The 19,982-nt window shown below is 65.0% G+C and carries 22 protein-coding genes; 11 read left to right on the forward strand and 11 right to left on the reverse strand.

Features of this window, described 5'->3' with window-relative positions; all coding sequences use genetic code 11:
* The first annotated feature begins 8 nt into the window (after positions 1 to 8).
* The 5 genes from AC2FNY_RS14370 (at position 9) to AC2FNY_RS14390 (ending at position 4,522) form a co-directional block, all read left to right on the forward strand.
* Complete coding sequence (locus tag AC2FNY_RS14370; protein WP_496802881.1) at positions 9 to 1,121, forward strand: hypothetical protein; 1,113 nt, start codon at positions 9 to 11, stop codon at positions 1,119 to 1,121.
* Between the two features lie 101 nt (positions 1,122 to 1,222).
* On the forward strand, positions 1,223 to 1,774 hold the full coding sequence (locus AC2FNY_RS14375) for a YeeE/YedE thiosulfate transporter family protein (RefSeq protein ID WP_234143594.1): 552 nt from the start codon (positions 1,223 to 1,225) through the stop codon (positions 1,772 to 1,774).
* Positions 1,775 to 1,777: 3 nt separating this feature from the next.
* Positions 1,778 to 2,371 carry a YeeE/YedE thiosulfate transporter family protein gene (locus tag AC2FNY_RS14380; RefSeq protein ID WP_496802882.1) on the forward strand — a complete coding sequence of 198 codons (594 nt, stop codon included), beginning with the start codon at positions 1,778 to 1,780 and terminating at the stop codon, positions 2,369 to 2,371.
* A gap of 178 nt (positions 2,372 to 2,549) precedes the next feature.
* Complete coding sequence (locus tag AC2FNY_RS14385; RefSeq protein ID WP_234143595.1) at positions 2,550 to 3,518, forward strand: XdhC family protein; 969 nt, start codon at positions 2,550 to 2,552, stop codon at positions 3,516 to 3,518.
* On the forward strand, positions 3,515 to 4,522 hold the full coding sequence (locus AC2FNY_RS14390; protein ID WP_234166189.1) for a molybdopterin-binding protein: 1,008 nt from the start codon (positions 3,515 to 3,517) through the stop codon (positions 4,520 to 4,522). The genes AC2FNY_RS14385 and AC2FNY_RS14390 overlap by 4 nt, the downstream gene beginning before the upstream one ends.
* Positions 4,523 to 4,744: 222 nt before the next feature.
* Here the strand turns inward: AC2FNY_RS14390 and infC are convergent, their stop codons facing one another.
* The 7 genes from infC to cobA form a co-directional block, all read right to left on the reverse strand.
* On the reverse strand, positions 4,745 to 5,368 hold the full coding sequence (gene infC, locus AC2FNY_RS14395; RefSeq protein WP_234136221.1) for a translation initiation factor IF-3: 624 nt from the start codon (positions 5,366 to 5,368) through the stop codon (positions 4,745 to 4,747).
* A gap of 71 nt (positions 5,369 to 5,439) precedes the next feature.
* Entirely contained in the window at positions 5,440 to 6,273 is an 834-nt protein-coding gene (locus tag AC2FNY_RS14400; RefSeq protein WP_496802883.1) for a ferredoxin--NADP reductase, read from the reverse strand.
* A 113-nt stretch (positions 6,274 to 6,386) separates the two neighbouring features.
* Positions 6,387 to 6,794 carry a DUF934 domain-containing protein gene (locus tag AC2FNY_RS14405; RefSeq protein WP_496802884.1) on the reverse strand — a complete coding sequence of 136 codons (408 nt, stop codon included), beginning with the start codon at positions 6,792 to 6,794 and terminating at the stop codon, positions 6,387 to 6,389.
* Positions 6,791 to 7,552 carry a phosphoadenylyl-sulfate reductase gene (locus AC2FNY_RS14410; protein WP_496802885.1) on the reverse strand — a complete coding sequence of 254 codons (762 nt, stop codon included), beginning with the start codon at positions 7,550 to 7,552 and terminating at the stop codon, positions 6,791 to 6,793. The genes AC2FNY_RS14405 and AC2FNY_RS14410 overlap by 4 nt, the downstream gene beginning before the upstream one ends.
* Positions 7,542 to 9,206 carry a nitrite/sulfite reductase gene (locus AC2FNY_RS14415; protein WP_496802886.1) on the reverse strand — a complete coding sequence of 555 codons (1,665 nt, stop codon included), beginning with the start codon at positions 9,204 to 9,206 and terminating at the stop codon, positions 7,542 to 7,544. Before AC2FNY_RS14415 ends, AC2FNY_RS14410 begins: the two co-directional genes overlap by 11 nt.
* Before the next feature lie 63 nt (positions 9,207 to 9,269).
* Complete coding sequence (locus AC2FNY_RS14420; protein WP_234166194.1) at positions 9,270 to 9,584, reverse strand: DUF2849 domain-containing protein; 315 nt, start codon at positions 9,582 to 9,584, stop codon at positions 9,270 to 9,272.
* The gene (gene cobA / locus AC2FNY_RS14425; RefSeq protein WP_496802887.1) at positions 9,584 to 10,360 is read right to left on the reverse strand and encodes a uroporphyrinogen-III C-methyltransferase; all 777 of its coding nucleotides are present in this window, start codon (positions 10,358 to 10,360) and stop codon (positions 9,584 to 9,586) included. Before cobA ends, AC2FNY_RS14420 begins: the two co-directional genes overlap by 1 nt.
* Positions 10,361 to 10,500: 140 nt before the next feature.
* Here cobA and AC2FNY_RS14430 point away from each other — a divergent pair, with 140 nt between their 5' ends.
* From AC2FNY_RS14430 to AC2FNY_RS14455, 6 genes are all read left to right on the forward strand, one after another.
* Positions 10,501 to 10,962, forward strand: a complete 462-nt coding sequence (locus AC2FNY_RS14430) for an Lrp/AsnC family transcriptional regulator (RefSeq protein ID WP_234136228.1) — start codon at positions 10,501 to 10,503, stop codon at positions 10,960 to 10,962.
* 53 nt (positions 10,963 to 11,015) lie between these two features.
* A complete protein-coding gene (locus AC2FNY_RS14435) occupies positions 11,016 to 12,752 on the forward strand; it encodes a sensor histidine kinase (protein ID WP_234145393.1) in 1,737 nt (578 codons plus the stop codon).
* Complete coding sequence (locus AC2FNY_RS14440) at positions 12,749 to 13,978, forward strand: sigma-54-dependent transcriptional regulator (protein WP_234136230.1); 1,230 nt, start codon at positions 12,749 to 12,751, stop codon at positions 13,976 to 13,978. Before AC2FNY_RS14435 ends, AC2FNY_RS14440 begins: the two co-directional genes overlap by 4 nt.
* A 327-nt stretch (positions 13,979 to 14,305) precedes the next feature.
* The gene (locus AC2FNY_RS14445; RefSeq protein WP_234136231.1) at positions 14,306 to 15,307 is read left to right on the forward strand and encodes a DctP family TRAP transporter solute-binding subunit; all 1,002 of its coding nucleotides are present in this window, start codon (positions 14,306 to 14,308) and stop codon (positions 15,305 to 15,307) included.
* 72 nt (positions 15,308 to 15,379) lie between these two features.
* Positions 15,380 to 16,051, forward strand: coding sequence for a TRAP transporter small permease (locus tag AC2FNY_RS14450; protein ID WP_234136232.1), 672 nt, complete (start codon positions 15,380 to 15,382; stop codon positions 16,049 to 16,051).
* Positions 16,051 to 17,448 carry a TRAP transporter large permease gene (locus AC2FNY_RS14455; protein WP_234136233.1) on the forward strand — a complete coding sequence of 466 codons (1,398 nt, stop codon included), beginning with the start codon at positions 16,051 to 16,053 and terminating at the stop codon, positions 17,446 to 17,448. Before AC2FNY_RS14450 ends, AC2FNY_RS14455 begins: the two co-directional genes overlap by 1 nt.
* 90 nt (positions 17,449 to 17,538) lie before the next feature.
* Here AC2FNY_RS14455 and AC2FNY_RS14460 read toward each other — a convergent pair whose 3' ends face one another.
* From AC2FNY_RS14460 to AC2FNY_RS14475, 4 genes are all read right to left on the reverse strand, one after another.
* Positions 17,539 to 18,012 carry a GNAT family N-acetyltransferase gene (locus tag AC2FNY_RS14460; protein ID WP_496802888.1) on the reverse strand — a complete coding sequence of 158 codons (474 nt, stop codon included), beginning with the start codon at positions 18,010 to 18,012 and terminating at the stop codon, positions 17,539 to 17,541.
* A 43-nt stretch (positions 18,013 to 18,055) separates the two neighbouring features.
* Positions 18,056 to 18,811 (reverse strand): triose-phosphate isomerase, encoded by a 756-nt coding sequence (gene tpiA, locus AC2FNY_RS14465; protein WP_234166198.1) that lies wholly within the window; start codon positions 18,809 to 18,811, stop codon positions 18,056 to 18,058.
* 98 nt (positions 18,812 to 18,909) lie between these two features.
* The gene (locus AC2FNY_RS14470; RefSeq protein ID WP_234136236.1) at positions 18,910 to 19,272 is read right to left on the reverse strand and encodes a HesB/IscA family protein; all 363 of its coding nucleotides are present in this window, start codon (positions 19,270 to 19,272) and stop codon (positions 18,910 to 18,912) included.
* 300 nt (positions 19,273 to 19,572) lie between these two features.
* Complete coding sequence (locus AC2FNY_RS14475) at positions 19,573 to 19,935, reverse strand: SUF system Fe-S cluster assembly protein (RefSeq protein ID WP_234136237.1); 363 nt, start codon at positions 19,933 to 19,935, stop codon at positions 19,573 to 19,575.
* Positions 19,936 to 19,982 lie beyond the last annotated feature (47 nt).

Below are 19,982 nucleotides of genomic sequence, written 5' to 3' on the forward strand. Positions count from 1 at the left end.
CGCGCCGGATGAGCGCGACGCGGGACAGTGACCGCGCCTTCTGGGTGGCGCATCCACATGCCACCGGGTCGGGCGGCGCGATAGAGCCGGACGCGGCGATGCAAGGCCACGACCCGGCGCTGGCGCTGGCCGGGCATGTCGTCGCTGTCAACCGGCCCTATCTGGATCAGCACCGGTTTCAGCCGCGGATCGCCCGCTGTCAGACCTGGCTGCTGCCTGCCTCGCCCCGGATCAATGCCCGCGCCATCCAGCATGGCGCCCGGCGCGCGGTCTTTCTGCATGGCGGGCTGCTGCGGAGCCTGTGGAACGCGCTTCATATGCTGCTGGCGGGGTCGTGCTTTCTGGCCGACCGCTTCGGCTGGCAGGCCGTCGATCTGAGCCCGCCACCGCCCGCGCCGGGCGGCGTGCGGCTGTTTCCGCAGGTGACCGGCGGCGATGGGACCGACCCGCTGTCCTATCTCAAGGAGGCCTATGGCCGCGCGGTGGAATTCGTCTATTTCCACGAGATCGCACATCACGGGCGCGACCATATCGCCCGGCTGCGCGCGATGGGCGGGCAGGGCTTTGTCGACGAGGGGCTGGCAATGGCCGGTGGGTCCGGGGCGGTGGCAGACCTGTTGCGGCTGCTTGAATTCGATGCCGATCTGAACGCGGTCGACATGTGCCTGAACGCCACTGGCTTTGCCATCTGGGCCGAGGGAGAGACGCCGCGCTTTGCCGATCCCGACTACATGACCAGCGAGCTGTTTCTGCACCTGACCGGCATGGTCACCCTGTTCATGCTGCTCGACCGGGCCGCCCCCAACGCCCCCGCGCAGTATGATGGCGGGCATCCCCCGGCGCTGCATCGGGCGATCCGGCTGTCGGTGGGGCTGGCCGATACGGTGCAGGCGGCAACGGGGCTGAGCCGCGCACAGGTCGATCCGTTTCTCGATCACGCCTGGTCCGAGGTGGTGAGCCTGGCCGGGCGGCTGGGGTATCCGCCGGGCCTGTGGACCGGACGGCAGGATCAGATCGCCCGCATCGGCCTGCTGGACGACATCGCCGACCGCGCCAACGCGCTCAGCCGCGAGATCGACGCCGAACTGGGACAAAAGCCCGCCGCACGCGGCCCGGCCTGAACCCGGGGCCGCCGATGCGGCCAATTTGATCTATGTCATGCCGAAACTCGAATATGTCATGTATTCGTGATGCAGAATATGAATCTGCAAGGGGGAGTGCCATGACACTCAACTGGAAAATCGGCGGGCTGCTTCTGGGGCTGGTCTTCTTTGCCGCCGTGCTGCTGGTCAAGCCCATCGGGGTCTCGACCCAGTTTGTCATTCTTGACGGGATCGTTGCCGACGCGGTGATGCCGGACCTCGTGACCAAGACCGAAGAGGGCTATACCTCGACCAATGCCTATCTGGCCAAATCGGGCGGCAAATATGCCAAGTCGGTGGCCAATCCGCTCAACTATTCCTTTGTCTTCGTACTGGCGATGATGCTGGGCGGGTTCCTGTCGGTGATGGCGCGCGGCGGTCTTGATCGGGCCGAGCGGGCAATCCCCGCGCTCTGGCGGGCCAATTTCGGTGACAGCGCGGTCAAGCGCTATGCAGTGGCCTTTATGGGTGGTTTCATCGTGCTCTATGGCGCGCGTCTGGCCGGGGGGTGCACCTCGGGCCACATGATGTCTGGCATGATGCAGACGGCGCTCAGCGGTTACATCTTTGCCGCCGGGGCCTTTGCCGCCGCCATTCCCGTTTCCATCCTGATGTTTCGCAAGGAGGTCTGAGCCATGACGTCGATCATTCTCGCAATCGTGATCGGGGCGGCCTTTGGCGCCGTGCTGGACCGGGTCGGCGCCGCCAACCCGAATGTGATCAACCGCATGCTGAACCTGACCGACCTGCGTCTGGCCAAGGCGATCCTGCTGGCGATCGGCACCGGATCGGCGCTGATGTTCGGCGGCCAGATGCTGGGCCTGGTCGATGTGGGCCATATGTCGGTCAAGACGGCCTATGTCGGTGTCTTTCTGGGTGGCCTGATGCTTGGCGCGGGCTGGGCTGCGGCGGGCTATTGCCCCGGCACCGGCGTTGTCGCGGCGGCCTCGGGGCGCAAGGACGCGTGGTTCTTCATCGCTGGCGGTCTGCTGGGGGCGGCGGCCTATATGGTGACCTATCCGGCGTGGAAGGCCAGCGGCCTGCTTGACAAGATCGCCGGGGGCGCGGTGACGCTGGGCACCGTACCGGGGTCGAAATACGAGGGCATGACGGCGCTGCCGGGCGACATTCTGGGTCTGGTGCTGGGGCTGGGCTTTGTGGCGCTGGCCTTTGCCCTGCCGGATCGGCTGATGGGGGCGGGCGAGCCGCGCACGGCTCCGGCCGAATAGGCGCGGTTTCATATCCCGGTGCATGGCTCTCGCGCAAATTCCCTGGCCATGCATCCGCGGCCCGGCGTTTGTGTTCGCGCCGGGCCGCATTTCGTTTGTCGTCACAATTGCTTCGCCCCTACTTTCGCACCATTGAATTGGCCGCGCCGCACGCCATACTGATCGGGTGGAGGCATGCATGGAACGATTTGACAACGCACCCGAGATCGCGCTGGCCTGGCACCGGCAGGGGCTGGGCGCGGCGCTGGCCACGGTGGTCGAAACCTGGGGCAGCGCCCCGCGCCGGGTGGGCGCGCAACTGGCGATCGGCGGCGATGGCCGGATCGAGGGATCGGTCTCGGGCGGTTGTGTCGAGGGCGCGGTGATCGTCGAGGCGCTGGAAGCGCTGGAGGACGGTGAGGCGCGGCTGCTGGAATTCGGGGTCAGCGACGAGGACGCCTTTGCCGTGGGTCTGGCCTGTGGCGGTACCATCCGCGTGCTGGTCGAGCCGGTGGGCAGCGTGCTGCCCGAACCGATGCTGGCCGAGCTGGTCGATGCCCGCGCCGCGCGTCAGGCGCTGGCCTATGTGGTCGACACTGCGCGCGGCACAAGGGCGCTGGTACGGGATGGCTATCGCGAACGGATGCGGATGGACCGGTCCGGCTTCGAAGAGGACGGGCGCACCTTTGTTGCCGTGCACAACCCGCCCCTGCGGCTGATCGTGGTGGGGGCCGTTCATATCGCCCAGGCGCTGGTGCCGATGGCGCGCATCGCGGGCTATGATCCGGTGGTGATCGACCCGCGCGAGGCCTTTGCCAGCGACGCGCGCTTTCCCGGCGAGACGATCCTGCATGACTGGCCCGACGAGGCGGTTTCGAAACTGGGTCTTGATGCGCGCACCGCGCTGGTGCTGCTGACCCATGACCCCAAGCTGGACGACCCCGCGCTCGAGGCTGCCTTGGCGGCGGATGTGTTCTATATCGGCGCGCTGGGTTCGACTCGGACCCATGCGAAACGGGTTGCGCGCATGCACGAGGCCGGGTTTACCGATGCCCAGATCGGGCGCATTCACGGGCCTGTCGGCCTCGATATCGGGGCGGCGGGCCCGGCCGAGATCGCGGTGGCGATCCTGGCGCAGATGACGGCGGTGCTGCGGGGGCGGGCATGAGGTTCGGCCCTGTCCCGGTGGCCGGGGCCGACGGCGCGATTCTGGCCCATTCGGTGCAGGCGGGGTCGAAGAAACTGCGCAAGGGGCTGCGGCTGGAGCCCGAGCATCTGGAACAGCTGACTCAGGCGGGCATCGCCGAGGTGATCGTGGCGCGGCTCGACCCCGGCGATTGTCACGAGGATGCCGCCGCCCGGCAACTGGCCGATGCGCTGGCGCCCGACCCGGGCGCCGCCGGGCTGCGGGTGACCGCGCCCTTTACCGGCCGTGTCAACCTGCTGGCGGACGGGCCGGGGGTGGTCTGCCTCGACGTCGACGCGATCGAGCGTTTCAACCTGGTGCACCCGATGATCACCGTGGCCACGGTGCCGCAGCATCAGCAGATGGGGCCAGGCGGCATGGTCGCCACGATCAAGGTGATCTCCTACGCGGTGCCGCAGGCCGATGTCGACCGCGCGGCAGATGCGGCACGTGGCGCGATCCGCCTTGCGGCGCCGGTGTTGCGCAGCGCCGGGCTGGTGGTCACCGACATTCCCGGCGGTCCGCCCAATGACAAGGGCATCGCCGCGATCCGGGGCCGGATCGAGGCGCTGGGCCTGACGCTCGACGACCTGCGGCTGGTGCCTCATCGCGGTGCCGAGCTTGCGGCGGCGATCTCCGAGGTTCGGGGCGACATGGTCTTGATCCTCACCGGCTCGGCCACTTCGGACCCCGAGGACGTGGCCCCCGCCGCCCTGCGTCGCGCGGGCGGCGTGGTCGAGCGGTTCGGCATGCCGGTCGATCCGGGCAACCTGCTGTTTCTGGGTGCTCTGGGCGCGCGCCCGGTGATCGGCCTGCCGGGCTGCGCCCGCTCACCGGCGTTGAACGGGGCCGACTGGGTGCTGTCCCGGGTGGCCTGCGGGGTGCCGGTAAGCGGCCGCGACATCGCCGCAATGGGGGTCGGAGGGCTTCTCAAGGAGATCCCAACCCGTCCGCAACCGCGCGCCGGACGCGGTGCCACGTCATAAACGGGGCCAAGCAGGGCTCGCAATCTGCTTCGTGGGCTGACCGAGCCTTGGCGGATCGGTTCGGGCGCGCCAGCTCTTCCACCGCATGAACTGGCATGTCGGTGACAGAGTTTGCCAATGCAAACTCTGCAACCAAAATCTCTGACGAGATTTTGCTAGCGCCCCAACAAAGAAAACCCCGCCGGGATGCGGCGGGGCTAGGTCTTTGCGCTGCGAGTAAGATTACTTCTGCGGCAGCGGGCCGATCATCATGATCATCTGACGGCCTTCCATCTTGGGCATATTCTCGATCTTGCCCACTTCCTTGACGTCTTCTGCCACCCGTTCCAGCAGCTCGCGGCCCAGGTTCTGGTGCGCCATCTCGCGCCCGCGGAACCGCAGCGTGACCTTCACCTTGTCGCCATTCTCCAGGAACTTGAAAACGCTGCGCATTTTGACGTCATAGTCATGAGTGTCCGTGTTGGGGCGGAACTTGACTTCTTTGACCTCGATGATCTTTTGTTTCTTGCGTGCTTCGCTTTCGCGTTTCTGCTGCTCGTACTTGTATTTGCCAAAGTCCATGATCTTGCAGACCGGGGGCGTGGCATTGGGGGAAATTTCGACCAGATCCAGACCGGCTTCCTCGGCCATGGCCATGGCCTTGGCGGGATGCACGACACCGACATTTTCACCATCTGCGCCGATCAGGCGGATCTCGGGTGCACGGATCTTGTCATTGACGCGCGGGCCGGTGTCGCGTTGCGGCGGCGCGTTGTGGGGTCTGCGGGCTATGGGAATATTCCTTTGTTGTTGCCAGAAATTCGAGGCCGGAAGGTAAACCGGCCCGCCCCGCGTTTCAAGCGGCATCGGCGGGCAGGCCCTTAAAAAAGGGGATATGTGCCGTTCAGGTTCACCCGGGCCGCGGCCTGGGCCGAAACTTAGCCCACAAAGGCCTTTTCGATCACGAATTCGCGCGGGTCGGAATTGGCGCCCTCGGTCAGGCCGAACTCTTCCAGAATGGCCTTGATGTCGTGGTTGAAGGCAAGGCTGCCGCAGACCATGGCGCGGTCGGTTTCCGGCTTGATGCCGCCCTCGATACCCAGATCGGAGAATACGGTGCCGTCTTTGAGCAACTCGGTGATCCGGCCCATGCGCGGGCTCTCTTCGCGGGTGGTGGTGGGGTAATAGCGGATCTTGTCGGCAAAGCCCTCGCCCATCATTTCGGCCAACAGCTCGTCCTGCCGGACCTCCTCGATCAGCTGGCGGCCATATTCCAGCTCGGCCACCTCGCGGCAGGTATGGGTGATGATGACCTCGTCGTAATCCTCATAGGTCTGCGGCTCGCGCAGGAGCGAGGCAAAGGGGGCAAATCCGGTGCCGGTGGCAAAGAACCAGATGCGCTTGCCGGGCAAAAGCGCGTCATGCACCAGCGTGCCAACCGGCTTGGGCCGCAGAATGATCTCGTCGCCGGGCTGGATATGCTGAAGCTTCGAGGTCAGCGGGCCGTCCTGCACCTTGATCGAGTAGAACTCCAACTCTTCGTCCCAGGCGGGCGAGGCGATGGAATAGGCGCGCAGAAGCGGTTTGCCATTGTCGCCCAAGAGGCCGATCATCACGAACTCGCCCGAGCGGAACCGCAGGCTGGCGGGCCGGGTCACGCGGAACGAGAACAGCCGGTCAGTCCAGTGTTTCACTTGCGTCACGGTCTGGGCGTCGGGCAGGGTGGGGGCCTTGATGGCGGCGGCTTCGGTCACGGGTCTCATCTCGGTCATTGTTCATGTCACCGGTGCGGTAAGCCGGCGCCTCTCTCTAGTCTTTGACATACATCATGAAAAGGGGAATGTCTCCCCTTTTCATTAGTATACTAATGAATTTGGACGTCAGGTCAGCCGCGCAGACGGGCCTGATAGTCATGCGCCTGCCAGTCGGCGCGGGCCAGCCATTGCGCCTCGGGCTGGCGGTCGGCCAGGGTTGTGTCGATCTCGACCTCGTCGAACCCGGCCCGGCGGGCCATGGCATATTGATCGGCCAGCACATGACCCTTGGCCCGCAGCCGCCCGGTATAGCCATGCAGGCGCAGGGTGCGCGCGATGGTAAAACCGCGCCCATCGGCGAAAGAGGGGAAATCCACCCGCACCATGCGCACCCGCTGCAACCGAGCCGCCAGCGCGTCGGGGTCGGCATCGGCGGGAACGTCCAGCGCCACCACGTCATTGGCCACATCGCCCAGGGCGGTGAAACCGTCGGTCCAGTCGTCGGGCCGAAAGCCCTGGTCGGTCACGATCACAGTCATGTCTTGTCTCCGTTGCGCACCATCTTGCCATCGACGAAATGAATGCCGCATTCTTCCTTGTTCTGATTGCGCCAGCGTCCGGCGCGCGGGTCTTCTCCGGGAGCCACCGGCGAGGTGCAGGGCGCGCAGCCGATCGAAGGGTATCCCTGTGCCACCAGCGGATGCCGGGGCAGGCGGTTTTCCTCCATATAGGCGCGCACGTCCTCGGGGGCCCAATGGGCCAGCGGGTTGACCTTGATCCGGCCGGTGCCGTCCTCGACCTCGAAGAAGTCGAGCGCGGCGCGGGTGCCGGCCTGGAACCGCTTGCGCCCGGTGATCCAGCCGTCATAGCCCGTCAGCGCCCGTTGCAGCGGGATCGTCTTGCGCAGGGTGCAGCAGGCATCGGTGTCGCGCAGGCGCAGCGCGCCATAAGGGTCGTCGCGGGCGACGTCATCTTCGGCGGCGCGGATCACGTGGACGTTCTTCAGGCCCAGGCGCTCGCTCACCTCCTGCTGATAGACCAGCGTTTCGGCAAACAGCATCTGGGTGTCGATGAACAGCACCGGTACCTGCCGGTCGATCACCGCCGCCATGTGCAACAACACCACCGATTCCGCGCCAAAGCTTGACACCAGCGCGATATTGCCCGCCTCGCGCAGCGCCCCATGCATGACATCGGTGGCGCTGTGATGCTTGTAGCGGGCGTTGAGCGCCGCGAACTTCTGCGTCAGAACGCTTCGGTCGCGGCCCAGTTCGGTCTGGAACTCGTCAAGCGGCATCGGCGCGGGCCTCGGGATAGAGCGCCGCCTTGAACGGCGCCATGCCAACCCGGCGATAGGTGTCGATAAAGCTCTCCTCGCGGTCACGCCGCTGGTCCAGATAGGTTTCCACGATCCGCTCGATGGCGGGCACGATCTGATCATAGGCAAAGCCGGGGCCGGTCCGCTCGCCGATGGCGGCGGTTTCGGTGGCGTCGCCGCCAAGGGTGATCTGGTAGTTTTCGACGCCCGCCCGGTCGAGGCCGAGGATGCCGATATGGCCCACATGGTGGTGGCCGCAGGCATTGATGCAGCCCGAGATCTTGATCTTGAGCGCGCCGATCTCATGTTCCAGCTTCAGCTCTTCGAACCGGGTCGCAATCTCCTGCGCCACGGGGATCGAGCGGGCGGTGGCCAGCGCGCAATAATCCATACCGGGGCAGGCGATGATATCGCTGATCAGGCCGATATTGGCGGTGCCCAACCCGTTCGTGGCCAGCGCGTCATGGATCGCGGGCAGGTCGGATTTGTGCACATGCGGCAGGATCACGTTCTGCTCGTGGCTGATGCGCAGCTCGTCATAGCCAAAGCGTTCGGCCAGGTCGGCCATCACCCGCATCTGTTCGGCGCTGGCATCGCCCGGCGTGGCGCCATGCGCCTTGAGCGAGATGGTGACGATGGCATGATCGTCCCGCTTGTGCGCGGCGATATTGGTATCGACCCAGGACCGGAACACCGGATCCTTGGCATAGGCCGCATCGAACGGCGCCAGCGAGGACGTCCGCCAGGACGGAGGAGCGAAATGCCCCTTGATCTCTTCCAGCAGCGCCATGTCGGCGCCCTTGAACTGGCCGCGCACCTTGACGAAGCGTTCGTTCACCTTGGCCCGGATCGCGTCTATGCCGTGCTCGAAGACGGTGATCTTGATGCGCGCCTTGTACTTGTTGTCGCGCCGCCCGATCTGGTTCCAGACCGAAACGGTGGCCTCGAGATAGGCCAGCAGGTCGTCAAAGGCGACAAAGGGGCTCAGTTCCTGTCCGATCATCGGCGTGCGGCCCAGGCCGCCGCCGACGATGACGCGGGCGCCCAGCACGCCGTCGCGTGTCACCAGTTGCAAGCCGATGTCATGCGCCTTGATCACTGCGCGGTCATTGGCGGACCCGGTGATGGCGATCTTGAACTTGCGCGGCATGAACTGGAACTCGGGGTGGTCGGTCGACCATTGCCGCAGCAGTTCGGCATAGGGGCGGGGGTCGGCCACCTCATCGGCGGCGGCACCGGCGAAATGGTCGGCGGTCACGTTGCGGATGGTGTTGCCGCTGGTCTGGATCGCGTGCAGCCCGACCTCGGCCAGCGCGTCCAGCATGTCGGGCACGTCGCGCAGCTTGGGCCAGTTGTACTGGATGTTCTGGCGGGTGGTGAAATGGCCGTAACCCTTGTCCCATTTCTCGGCCAGAAGGGCCAGCTGCCGCATCTGCGCCGAATTCAGCGTGCCATAGGGGATCGCCACCCGCAGCATATAGGCGTGCAGTTGCAGATAGAGCCCGTTCATCAGGCGCAGCGGCTTGAACTCGTCTTCGGTCAGCGAACCGTCGATGCGGCGTTCCACCTGGGCGCGGAACTGGGCGTTGCGCTCGGCAAGAAAGGCGGTGTCGAATTCGGAATAGCGATACATGTCTGGCTGTCCTTGGGTGCAGCCCCGGAGCCGGGGCCTTTTGAGGGGGGAAGGGCCTGTGGCTCAGGCCCGGGGCTGCGGAGAGGTTTCCTGCTTGCCATGGGCATAGTTGGACGGGCCGGTCCGGCGGAAATCCTCTCGAAAATGGACCGGCTCGGGGCCGTTCGGGCCGGGGCGGGCATCGGCCAGATAGGCGCCCACGACGCGGGCGGCCTGGCGTGAGGCGTCCAGCAACCGCAGCTGTGCATGCGCCTCGTCGGTGATCAGCTCGGCCTCGGACAGCTCGCGCGACCAGCGGTCGTCGGCGGTCTGATAGATCACGTCGCCGTCGAGCAGGTCATTGGCGGTGACAATCTTGGGGGTGAATGCGCGGGCCATCAGGCAAGCTCCTTGTTGATCGTGCTGAGGGCGGCCGCCGCATCGCGCGGGGCCAGGCCCAGAAAGGTGAGGGCAGGGCCGTCCATCCCGGCGGCGGCCAGATCGGCGGGCAGTCGGTCGAGCGTGGTGGCCAGCACCCGCTGCTCCGGGCGCGAGGCGTTTTCCACCAGCGTCACCGGTGTCGCGCGGTCGGCGCCGTGCATGATCAGCCGCCCCTGAACAAAGCGGGCCGATTTCTTGCCCATGTAGATCGCGGCCACCGCACCGGGACGGGCCAGCGCCGTCCAGTCGTGATCGGCAAAGCCCTGCATGTCATGGCCGGTCAGAAAGCGCACCGCGCTGTTGCGCCCGCGCCGGGTCAGGCTCTGGCCGATGCCCGCCACCGCCGCCGAGGCGGCGGTGATGCCCGGCACGATGCGCCAGCTGATCCCTGCGGCCGAGACCGCGTCGATCTCTTCATCCAGGCGCCCGAACACGGTCGGATCGCCCGATTTCAGCCGCACCACCCGGGCGCCGCGGCTGGCATGGACCAGCAGCAGCGCGTCGATATCGCCCTGTTTCCACGAGGGGCCGAACCCGGCCTTGCCCACATCGACCAATTCGGCGCGTTTCCCCGCCAGCGCCAGCACCGCCTCGCTGATCAGCCGGTCATGCAGCACCACATCCGCCGCCGCAAACGCCTTGAGCGCGGCAACCGTCAGCAGATCGGGATCGCCCGGACCTGCGCCGACGAAATCGACATGTCCGGGTCCCGGGTATATGCGCGGGGCTGTCATGCGGCTTGTCTCCTGTTTGACTTGCCTCTCAATATAGGAAATATTCCCACTCAAGCTCCATATGCTGCGCCAAATAAGGACATTTGTTCCATCTTGGTGGCGGCAAGGGACGCGGGTTCGGATTTTGAGGAAAAAGCAGAATGTCAGTGCGCATTGACGAAACGGACCGGAAAATTCTGGTCGAGCTGCAACGCGATGCCAGCCAGTCGCTGGACGAGATCGCCAGCCGGGTGGGCAGTTCCAAGACCCCGGTCTGGAATCGGATACGCAAGCTCAAGGGGGCGGGCGTGATCGGTCAGCAGACGGTGATCCTCGACCCCGAGGCGCTGGGGTTCGAGGCCTGCTTCTTTGTCCTCATCCGCACCTCTGAACACGAGGCGGACTGGCAGAAACAGTTCCTCAAGGCGCTTCAGGATCGCCCCGAGGTGCAGGAGGCGCACCGGCTGGCGGGCGATATCGACTATATCCTCAAGGTCCGGGTCAAGAATGCCCGCGCCTATGATGCCTTCTATCAGGCGCTGATCTCCGAGGTGCGGGTGCATAATGTGACCGCGCTGTTGTCGATGGAAGAGATCAAATCGACCACCGTCCTGCCGCTGTGACAGGGCGCGTTGCCCTCTTGCCTTGGCCGCGCTTGGGTGCAAGACCCTAGGATATGCGGCGTTGGTGGGTCATCTCGGGCTTTCTGGCGGCGGTGGCTGTTCTGGCCACCGGCGTCTGGAGCTATGGCTATCGTCAGGCATTGGGGCAGCTTGCGCAGCGGGCCGAGGCAGATCTTGAACTGGCGAGCGACCGGTTGACCGCGCAATTGCAGCGTTACCAGGAAACCGCCGTTCTGCTGGCGGATCATCCGGCTCTGGGTAATCTGGGCGCCGAGACGGGGCGCCAGCAAGCACAGTCGCTGTTTCTTGATGTGGCAGACAAGACCTCGGCGCTGGAAATCCTCTATGCCGATACCCGAGGTCGCGTACTGGCATCTGCGCGCGGAACGCTGTTCAGCGACATATCCGAGACCGGGTATTTCCGGCGCGCGCTGCATGGCGCGCTTGGTAGCGCGCATGGCGTTCAGCACCCGCTGGATCTGCGCGCGATATATTATGCCGCTCCCGCGTTCGGCACTGATGGAAAGGTGCGCGGCGCCCTGGTCGTTGCCGTGGATATCGCGCATCTGGAGTGGGATTGGCGCGGCAACACTCCGGCGGTCTTCTTCACCGATGTCTCGGGCCAGGTCTTCATCTCGAACCGCAGCGAGTTGCTGTGGTGGAGGCGGCCTGCCGGTCAGCCCGGCCTGGTACCGGCAAAGGGGCCGTCCTTGCCTTTTTCGGCGCATCGAGTGGGGGGATACGAGATCTGGCAGCTCGACTGGGGGCCGTACCTGCCCGCGCGGGCGCTTCACATGACGCGGCCGCTGCCGGTGATCGGCATGACCGGCGAGGTGTTGGTCGACGTGGCGCCCGCCCGTCGTATCGCCGGGTTGCAGGCTGCGGCGGTGGCCGCGATCTGCCTGGCCTTCGGTGCCATGCTCTATCTGGCGACCGAACGCCGTCGTACCCTGGCTGACGCCAACAAGGTGCTGGAAAGCCGGGTGGCCCAGCGCACACGGGCCCTGACCGCCGCCAACAGCGCGCTGCGCCGCGAGGTGGCCGAACGGCAAGAGGCCGAGGCAGCGCTGAAGCGTGCCCAGGCCGAACTGGTGCAGGCGGGCAAGTTGAGCGCGCTGGGCCAGATGTCGGCGGGCATCAGCCACGAATTGAACCAGCCGCTGATGGCGATCCGGCAATTCGCCGATAACGGCACCGCCTTTCTGGCGCGGGGCAATACCGGCAAGGCGACCGAGAATCTTGGTCGTATCTCGGACATGGCGGCGCGGATGGCGCGGATCATCAAGAATCTGCGCGCCTTTGCCCGTAACGAGAGCGAGCCGGTGAGCCGTGTGGATCTGGTGCAGGTGATCGAGGCTGCGGTCGAACTGACCGAAGCGCGGCTGCGCGAACACGCCGTGACACTCGACTGGAACCCGGGCACCGTCGGCCCGGTGCTGGCGCGCGGCGGCGAGGTGCGGTTGACCCAGGTCTTTGTAAACCTGATCAACAATGCGGTCGACGCGATGATGGATCAGGAGACGCGTCATATCCGCATCGCGATCGAAACCGGTCCCCGCTTGCTGGTGCGGGTGCAGGATTGCGGTCCGGGCCTGAAGGAACCCGAGAAGGTGTTCGAACCCTTCTACTCGACCAAGGCGGTCGGCAGTTCCGAGGGGATGGGGCTGGGCCTGTCGATCTCCTACGGGCTGGTGCAGAGCTTTGGCGGCAATATCCGGGGCAGCAACACCCGCGGCGGCGCTGAATTCACGGTCGAGCTTGACCCCTGGCAAGAGGAGGCGGCGGCATGATCGACAAGGTCCTGCTGGTCGATGACGACGCGGCGGTGCGCGAGGCGCTGGGGCAGACGCTGGAACTGGCTGATTACGCGGTGCAGACGGCGGGGTCCTTCGTGGCGGCCAAGGATCACATCACCGCCGGATTCCGGGGGGTGATCGTGTCCGATATCCGCATGCCGGGGCGGGACGGGTTCCACCTTCTGTCCTATGCGCAGGACGTCGACCCGGACTTGCCGGTGATCCTGCTGACCGGCGAGGGGGACATACCGATGGCGGTGCGTGCCATGGGGGATGGCGCCTTTGATTTTCTCGAAAAACCCTGTGCTGCGGCCGATCTGCTGGCAGTGATTGCCCGCGCCATGGCGGCACGGGCGCAGGTGCTGGAGACCCGGGCGCTGAAACGTCAGCTTGACCGGGGCGATCCGGCGGCGCGGATGCTGTTTGGCAGCTCGGCCCGGGCCGAGGCGCTGCGCGAGCGGGTGCGCGGCGTCGCCCCGACCGGTGCCGAGGTGCTGGTCACCGGTCCCGCCGGCAGCGGCATTTCCAAGGTGGCCGAGGTGATCCACCTGATGTCGCCGCGCGCGCAGGGCAGTTTCGTCAAACGCGCCGCCGCTGGGCTGGATGTGGCCGAGCTGTCCCGGCTCTGCACCGAGACCGGGCAAGGCTCGCTGTTCCTGGATGAGGTTTCGGCCCTGTCGCAGGCGGCGCAATATGCCCTCGTGGAGGAGATGGAGCAGCCAGGTGGTGCGCGGTTGCTGGCGGGCAGTACCGCGGATCTGGCCGCGCTGGTGGAAAAGGGCAGCTTCAGCGCCGAACTCTTCTACCGGCTGGAGGGGATGCAGGTGCGGATCCCGGCATTGGCCGAGCGGCCCGAGGATATCCCGGTGATCTTTCGCCATTACGTGATGCAGGCGGCGGAGCAGGCGGGTATCGCGCCACCCGCCGTCTCGCCGGACCACCTCGCGGCTCTTATGGCGCAGGACTGGCCGGGCAATGCGCGCTCGCTGATGTCGGCAGCGATGCGATTTGTGCTGGGCATGCCCGAAGAGGTGAGCGAGGCCACGGAACTGGGTTTGGCCGAACAGATGGCAAGGGTGGAACGCACCCTCTTGATCGCGGCGCTTGGGCGGCACAACGGCCGCGCCGCCGAGGCGGCGCAGGCGCTGAAACTGCCGCGCAAGACCTTCTACGACAAGCTGGCCCGCTACGGCATCAAGCCCGAGGCCTATCGTCGCTAGCGTTACGGCCGCGGCGGGCGCCAAGAAAATTCGACGAATTTTCTTGGCCGGCGCTTCAGGCGCGCGGCAGCGCGCGATTCGCAGAGTTGTGCGGGAATCCGCACATGGGCGAAATCGGCTGTGCGGAAACTCGCACAGCAGAGGCGGCCTGCCGGTGATTGGCGAATCGGTGTTTCGCTTAAGGTGCTGAAAATATAGATTAAAACTCTATCCTCTCAGGGCGCCGTCAGAACCGTTGAGTGGCGTCAGGCGATTCGCTTCACTACCTGCATGTGGCGCCTCTGGCGTCCGAGGAACATGTGACAGACTTTTGGGAGGACAAAAGACATGAAATTCCTGACAACCGCCGCAACCGCGCTGGCCCTGACTGTGACCGCCGGTGCCGCCATGGCCGCCTGCGACGACGGCGAGATCGTGGTCAAATTTGCCCACGTGACCAATACCGACAAGCACCCCAAGGGGATCGCCGCCTCGCTTCTGGCCGAGCGCGTCAATGCCGAGATGAACGGCACCATGTGCATGGAGGTCTATCCGAACTCGACCCTCTACAATGATGACAAGGTGCTCGAGGCGATGTTGCAGGGCGATGTGCAGCTGGCTGCGCCCTCGCTGTCGAAATTCGAGAAGTTCACAAAGAAATTCCGCCTCTTCGATCTGCCCTTCATGTTCAAGAACGTGGATGCGGTGGACGCGTTCCAGACCTCGGATGCCGGTCAGGCCCTGCTCGACAGCATGCAGAAGCGTGGCCTTCAGGGCCTTGCCTATTGGCACAACGGCATGAAGCAGATGTCGGCGAGCAAGCCGCTTCTGGTACCGTCGGATGCCAACGGGCTGAAGTTCCGCGTTCAGTCCTCGGACGTGCTGGTCGCACAGATGGAAGCGATGGGCGCAAGCCCGCAGAAAATGGCCTTCTCCGAAGTCTATGGCGCGTTGCAGCAGGGCGTTGTCGACGGGCAGGAGAACACCTGGTCGAACATCTACGGCCAGAAGTTCTTTGAGGTACAGGACGGCACCACCGAGACCAACCACGGCATCATCGACTATCTGGTGGTGACCTCGGTCGACTGGCTGGACAGCCTGGATGCGGGCGTGCGCGACCAGTTCCTGACCATCCTCAAGGAAGTGACCGATGCCCGCAACGCGGAATCGACCAAGGTCAACAACGAGGCCCGCAACGCGATCCTCGCCGCCGGTGGTGTAGTACGCGAGCTGAGCGCCGAGCAGCGCCAGGAATGGGTCGATACCATGAAGCCCGTCTGGGACAAGTTCGTGGACGACGTGGGCCAGGACGCCATCGACGCCGCCCAATCCATCAACGCCTCGATGTAATCCAGGCACAGCCTGACGGGGCGCGGGCAGGACTGTCCGCGCCCTTTTTCATAAAAACAAGGGACGAGGGACATGCATCCGCACAAGAGCGAAAGCTGGGTGGATCGCATTGAAGAGACGATCATTGCCGTGCTGCTGGGCTTCATGACAGTGATCACCTTTGCCAATGTGGTCGCACGCTACGTGTTCAATCACAATATTCTCTGGGCGCTCGAACTGACGGTGTTCATGTTCGGCTGGCTGGTGCTGCTGGGCGCGAGCTATGCCGTCAAGAAGAACGCCCATCTGGGGGTCGACGCGGTCATCAACATGCTGTCGCCCAAGGGCCGCCATGTATTGGCGATGGTATCGGTCACTATCTGCATCCTGTTCACGTTGTTGCTGCTCAAGGGCGCGTGGGACTACTGGTCCAACTTCGCCAACCTGCCGCAGACCACCGGGCGCGTGTTTCCGACCGGGTTCGAGGACGAGTTCCGCCCCAAGGGCTGGTACGAGACCAACGACATCCCGCATCCGGCGATCCTGGGCTGGATGGAGACCGTGTTCAACGAGGGCGACGAATACGAGAAACTGCCGCGGCTTGTGCCCTATCTGGTGCTGCCGCTCAGCATGGGCCTGCTGCTGTGGCGGTTCCTGCAAGTGGCCCGCAGCATCTGGACCGGCGGGCAGGACCGCATGATCGCCAGCCACGAGGCCGAGGACGAACTGGAAGAGGTTCGCGAGCAACTGGGGAAGGATGACTGATGGACGTGGTGCTTCTCTTTGTGATGGTGGTGGGGTTCCTGCTGATCGGGGTGCCCATCGCGGTTGCGCTCGGTTTCAGCTCGGTCCTGTTCCTGCTGATCTTCTCGGACAGTTCGCTCGCCTCGGTGGCGCAGACGCTGTTCCAGGCATTCGAGGGACATTTCACCCTGCTTGCGATCCCCTTCTTCATCCTCGCTTCGTCCTTCATGACCACGGGCGGGGTGGCACAGCGGATCATCCGGTTTGCCATCGCCTGTGTCGGCCACCTGCGCGGCGGTCTGGCGATCTCGGGCGTGTTTGCCTGCATGATGTTCGCGGCTCTGTCCGGGTCGTCCCCGGCGACGGTGGTGGCGATCGGGTCCATCGTCATCGCGGCGATGAAACAAGCGGGCTATACCAAGGAATTCGCCGCCGGTGTGATCTGTAACGCGGGCACGCTGGGTATCCTGATCCCGCCTTCGATCGTGATGGTGGTCTATGCCGCCTCGGTCGAGGTCTCGGTGGGCCGGATGTTCCTGGCCGGCGTCATTCCGGGCATTCTGGCCGGTGTCATGCTGATGGTGGCGATCTATGTCATGGCGACGGTCAAGGGCATGCCCAAGGGCGACTGGGCCGGCTGGGGCGAGATTGGCGACAGTTTCCGCGACGCTTTGTGGGGGTTGATGCTGATCGTGGTGATCATGGTCGGTATCTACGGCATCCCCGGCATCACCAGCGCCATCTTCACGCCGACCGAGGCGGCGGCAGTGGCTTCGGTCTATGCCTTCCTGGTGGCCTCCTTCGTCTATCGCGACATGGGACCGCTGGCGGCCGAGCATAATGGCGGCGTGCGCAAGAGCCTGCTGACCCGGCCGCTGGCACTGGTGGGAGCGTTCTTTCACAAGGATACCCGCAACACCCTGTTCGAGGCGGGCAAGCTGACAGTGACGCTGATGTTCGTGATCGCCAACGCGCTGATCCTGAAGCATGTTCTGACCGACGAGCAGGTGCCCCAACATGTGGCCAACGCGATGCTGTCGGCGGGTCTGGGCCCGATCACCTTCCTGATCGTGGTCAACGTGATCCTGCTGATCGGCGGCCAGTTCATGGAGCCCTCGGGCCTGCTGGTTATCGTGGCGCCGCTGGTGTTCCCGATCGCGATCGAGCTTGGGATCGATCCGATCCATCTGGGCATCATCATGGTGGTGAACATGGAAATCGGGATGATCACGCCGCCCGTGGGTCTGAACCTCTTCGTGACCTCGGGTGTGGCGGGGATGCCGATGATGAGCGTTGTGCGCGCGGCGCTTCCCTTCCTGGCCGTGCTCTTCGTCTTCCTGATCCTGGTCACCTATGTGCCCTGGCTGTCGACGGTGCTGCCCAACGCTCTGATGGGGCCAGAGATCATCATCAAGTAACGGATGCGGCTCTAATCGAGAAACCATGCCGGGCAGGGAAACTTGCCCGGCATTTTTGTTTTCGGACCTCTGCCTGTGCGGTTCGTCGCCTCAGCCCTCGGGGCGTGGCGCTACGCGCCGCTTCTGGAACCCGGTCTTGGACTGTTCGAAACCCGTGTCAAGATAGAAGCGCAGCACCTTGGCCTGGCGTGAACCGGTCATCAGCATGAGTTTGTAGCAGCCCGCCTCCCAAGCCGCCGCCGTCGCATGATCCAGCAGTGCCTTGCCGAATCCACGCTTTCTGAAATCGCCATGGGTCACCACATTCTCGATCAGCCCATAGGGGCTGCCGCCCCGCGTCAGGTTGGGAATGACGATCAGGGTGCAGGAGGCGACCAGAGTATCCGCGACCTCGCCCACGAAGATGGCGCTGCCTTCGTAGCAGCTCAGTCGCGTCAGGATGCCCCGCGCCGCATCCGGCGCGGGCGGCGGCGCATCCTCGGGGTTGAGGTGCCGGTAGAGGTCGAACAATTGCGGCAGGTCGTCGGGCGATGCCTGCCGCACCGCGAGCGTTGGTGAGGTCATGCGGCCATGATCCCGAAGCAGCCCGCCGGGGGCAAGCTGTATATCAGCCCGCCGCCTGTTCCAGCGCGGTGACGATGGGCGAGAAATCGGCGGCAGTCAGGCTGGCGCCACCGACCAGCGCGCCATCCACGTTCGAAACGGCAAAGATCTCGGCCGCGTTGCCCGGCTTGACCGAACCGCCATAGAGCAGGCGGATCGCCTCGGCGGTTTCCGAGCCGAACCGCCCGATCAGCTGCTGGCGCAGCGTGTCGTGCACCTCGGCAATCTGCTCCAGCGTCGGCACCAGCCCGGTGCCGATGGCCCAGACCGGCTCATAGGCGATCACCACCCGGCTGCCGTCGATCCCGTCGGGCACTGACCCGGCCAGTTGCGCGCAGACCACGTCGAGCGTCTGGCCCGCCTCACGCTGGGCCAGCGTCTCGCCGATGCAGATGATGGCGATCAGCCCGGCATCAAGCGCCGCGCGCGCCTTGTCGCAGACCTGAGCGTCGGTCTCGCCATGATCGGCGCGGCGTTCGGAATGGCCGAGGATGACGGCGCTGGCACCGGCATCGGCCAGCATCGACGCGCTGATGTCACCGGTATGGGCGCCTGCATTGGCGGCGTGGCAATCCTGGCCCCCGATCCGCACCCGGCTGCCACTGACGGCCTGAGCGGCACGGTAGAGCAGTGTGGCGGGCGGGCAGATCAGCAGATCGACAGTGGCGGCGGGATGCGCTCCGGCAATCGCCTCCAGCGCTGTCAGCGCTTCGCCGGTGCCGTTCATCTTCCAGTTTCCTGCCGCCAGTTTGCGCCGCATCGCTCTCTCCCGAAATAGCCGTCCAGAATGTCATCGGGTTCCGATAGCATCGGGGAAGGGGCGTGACAATCGCGGGTGGTGGGCGAGAGGGCCGCGGATCAGCGGTTGGAGAGGCTTTCGTCGAACTTGATCGACTCCCCGCAACCGCAGGCATCGACCACGTTGGGGTTCTTGAACTTGAACCCGGATTCCAGCAGCGAGACCTCGTAGTCGATCTCGGTGCCAAAGAGGAACATCTGTGCCATGGGCGCGATCAGGATGCGGGCGCCGTCCTGTTCGACCACCTCGTCATGCGGGTCGGCCTGATCCACATAATCCATGGTGTATTCCATCCCGGCACATCCGCCTTTCTTGACGCCGATGCGCAGCCCGGTATGGCCGCCCTTGTCCATCAGGCGGGCGATCTGGGTCGCCGCCCGGGGGGTCATGGTCACCGCCTGCTTGCCGGGTATACCGAACATGAAAGTCTCCATTGTCGCGCGTTGCCCTTAATCTAGGGCGCTTGGGGGCTTGGCTCAAGTGTGGCTGAAAGAAAGCGGGCCGCCCTCGGGCAAGAGCGGCCCCGTCTTTGCGGGCCCTGCCCGGGGAAGGCGCGGGACCCAGGGCCGGTGGTAACACCTTGTCCGGGTGTGGGTTAAGCCCGGGTACCAACTGCGGCAAGTCTGGCCGCGATCTGTAACGAAAGGATCAAGGCTGGGTGACGATCTTGTAAATGTTCTGCGACAAGGGCGGTTTTTCGACGAGAACTGCCCCTGTGCCGCTCACATGAAACCCAGTTCCAGCCGCGCCTCGTCGGACATCATCTCCATGCCCCAGGGCGGGTCCCAGGTCATTTCGACCTCGACCGATTTGACACCGGGCACGCTTTCGACCGCCGCTGCGACCCAGCCGGGCATTTCGCCAGCCACCGGGCAGCCGGGCGCGGTCAGGGTCATGATCACCCGGACCTCGTTCTCCCCCGAGATCTCGACGGTATAGATCAGGCCCAGCTCGAAGATATTGACCGGTATTTCGGGGTCATAGACCGTGCGGCAGGCCTCGACCACCGGCTCGTACAGGTCGTGGTCGACGGAAGAGGGCGCAATCAGCGGCGCGCCTTCCATGGGTTCTGTCGCGTGGGTCATCGGATCCTCGGCTTGTTTCCTGAGCGATTATATAGGGAATGGGGCCG

Source organism: Ruegeria sp. BHSC223 (assembly GCF_059613025.1).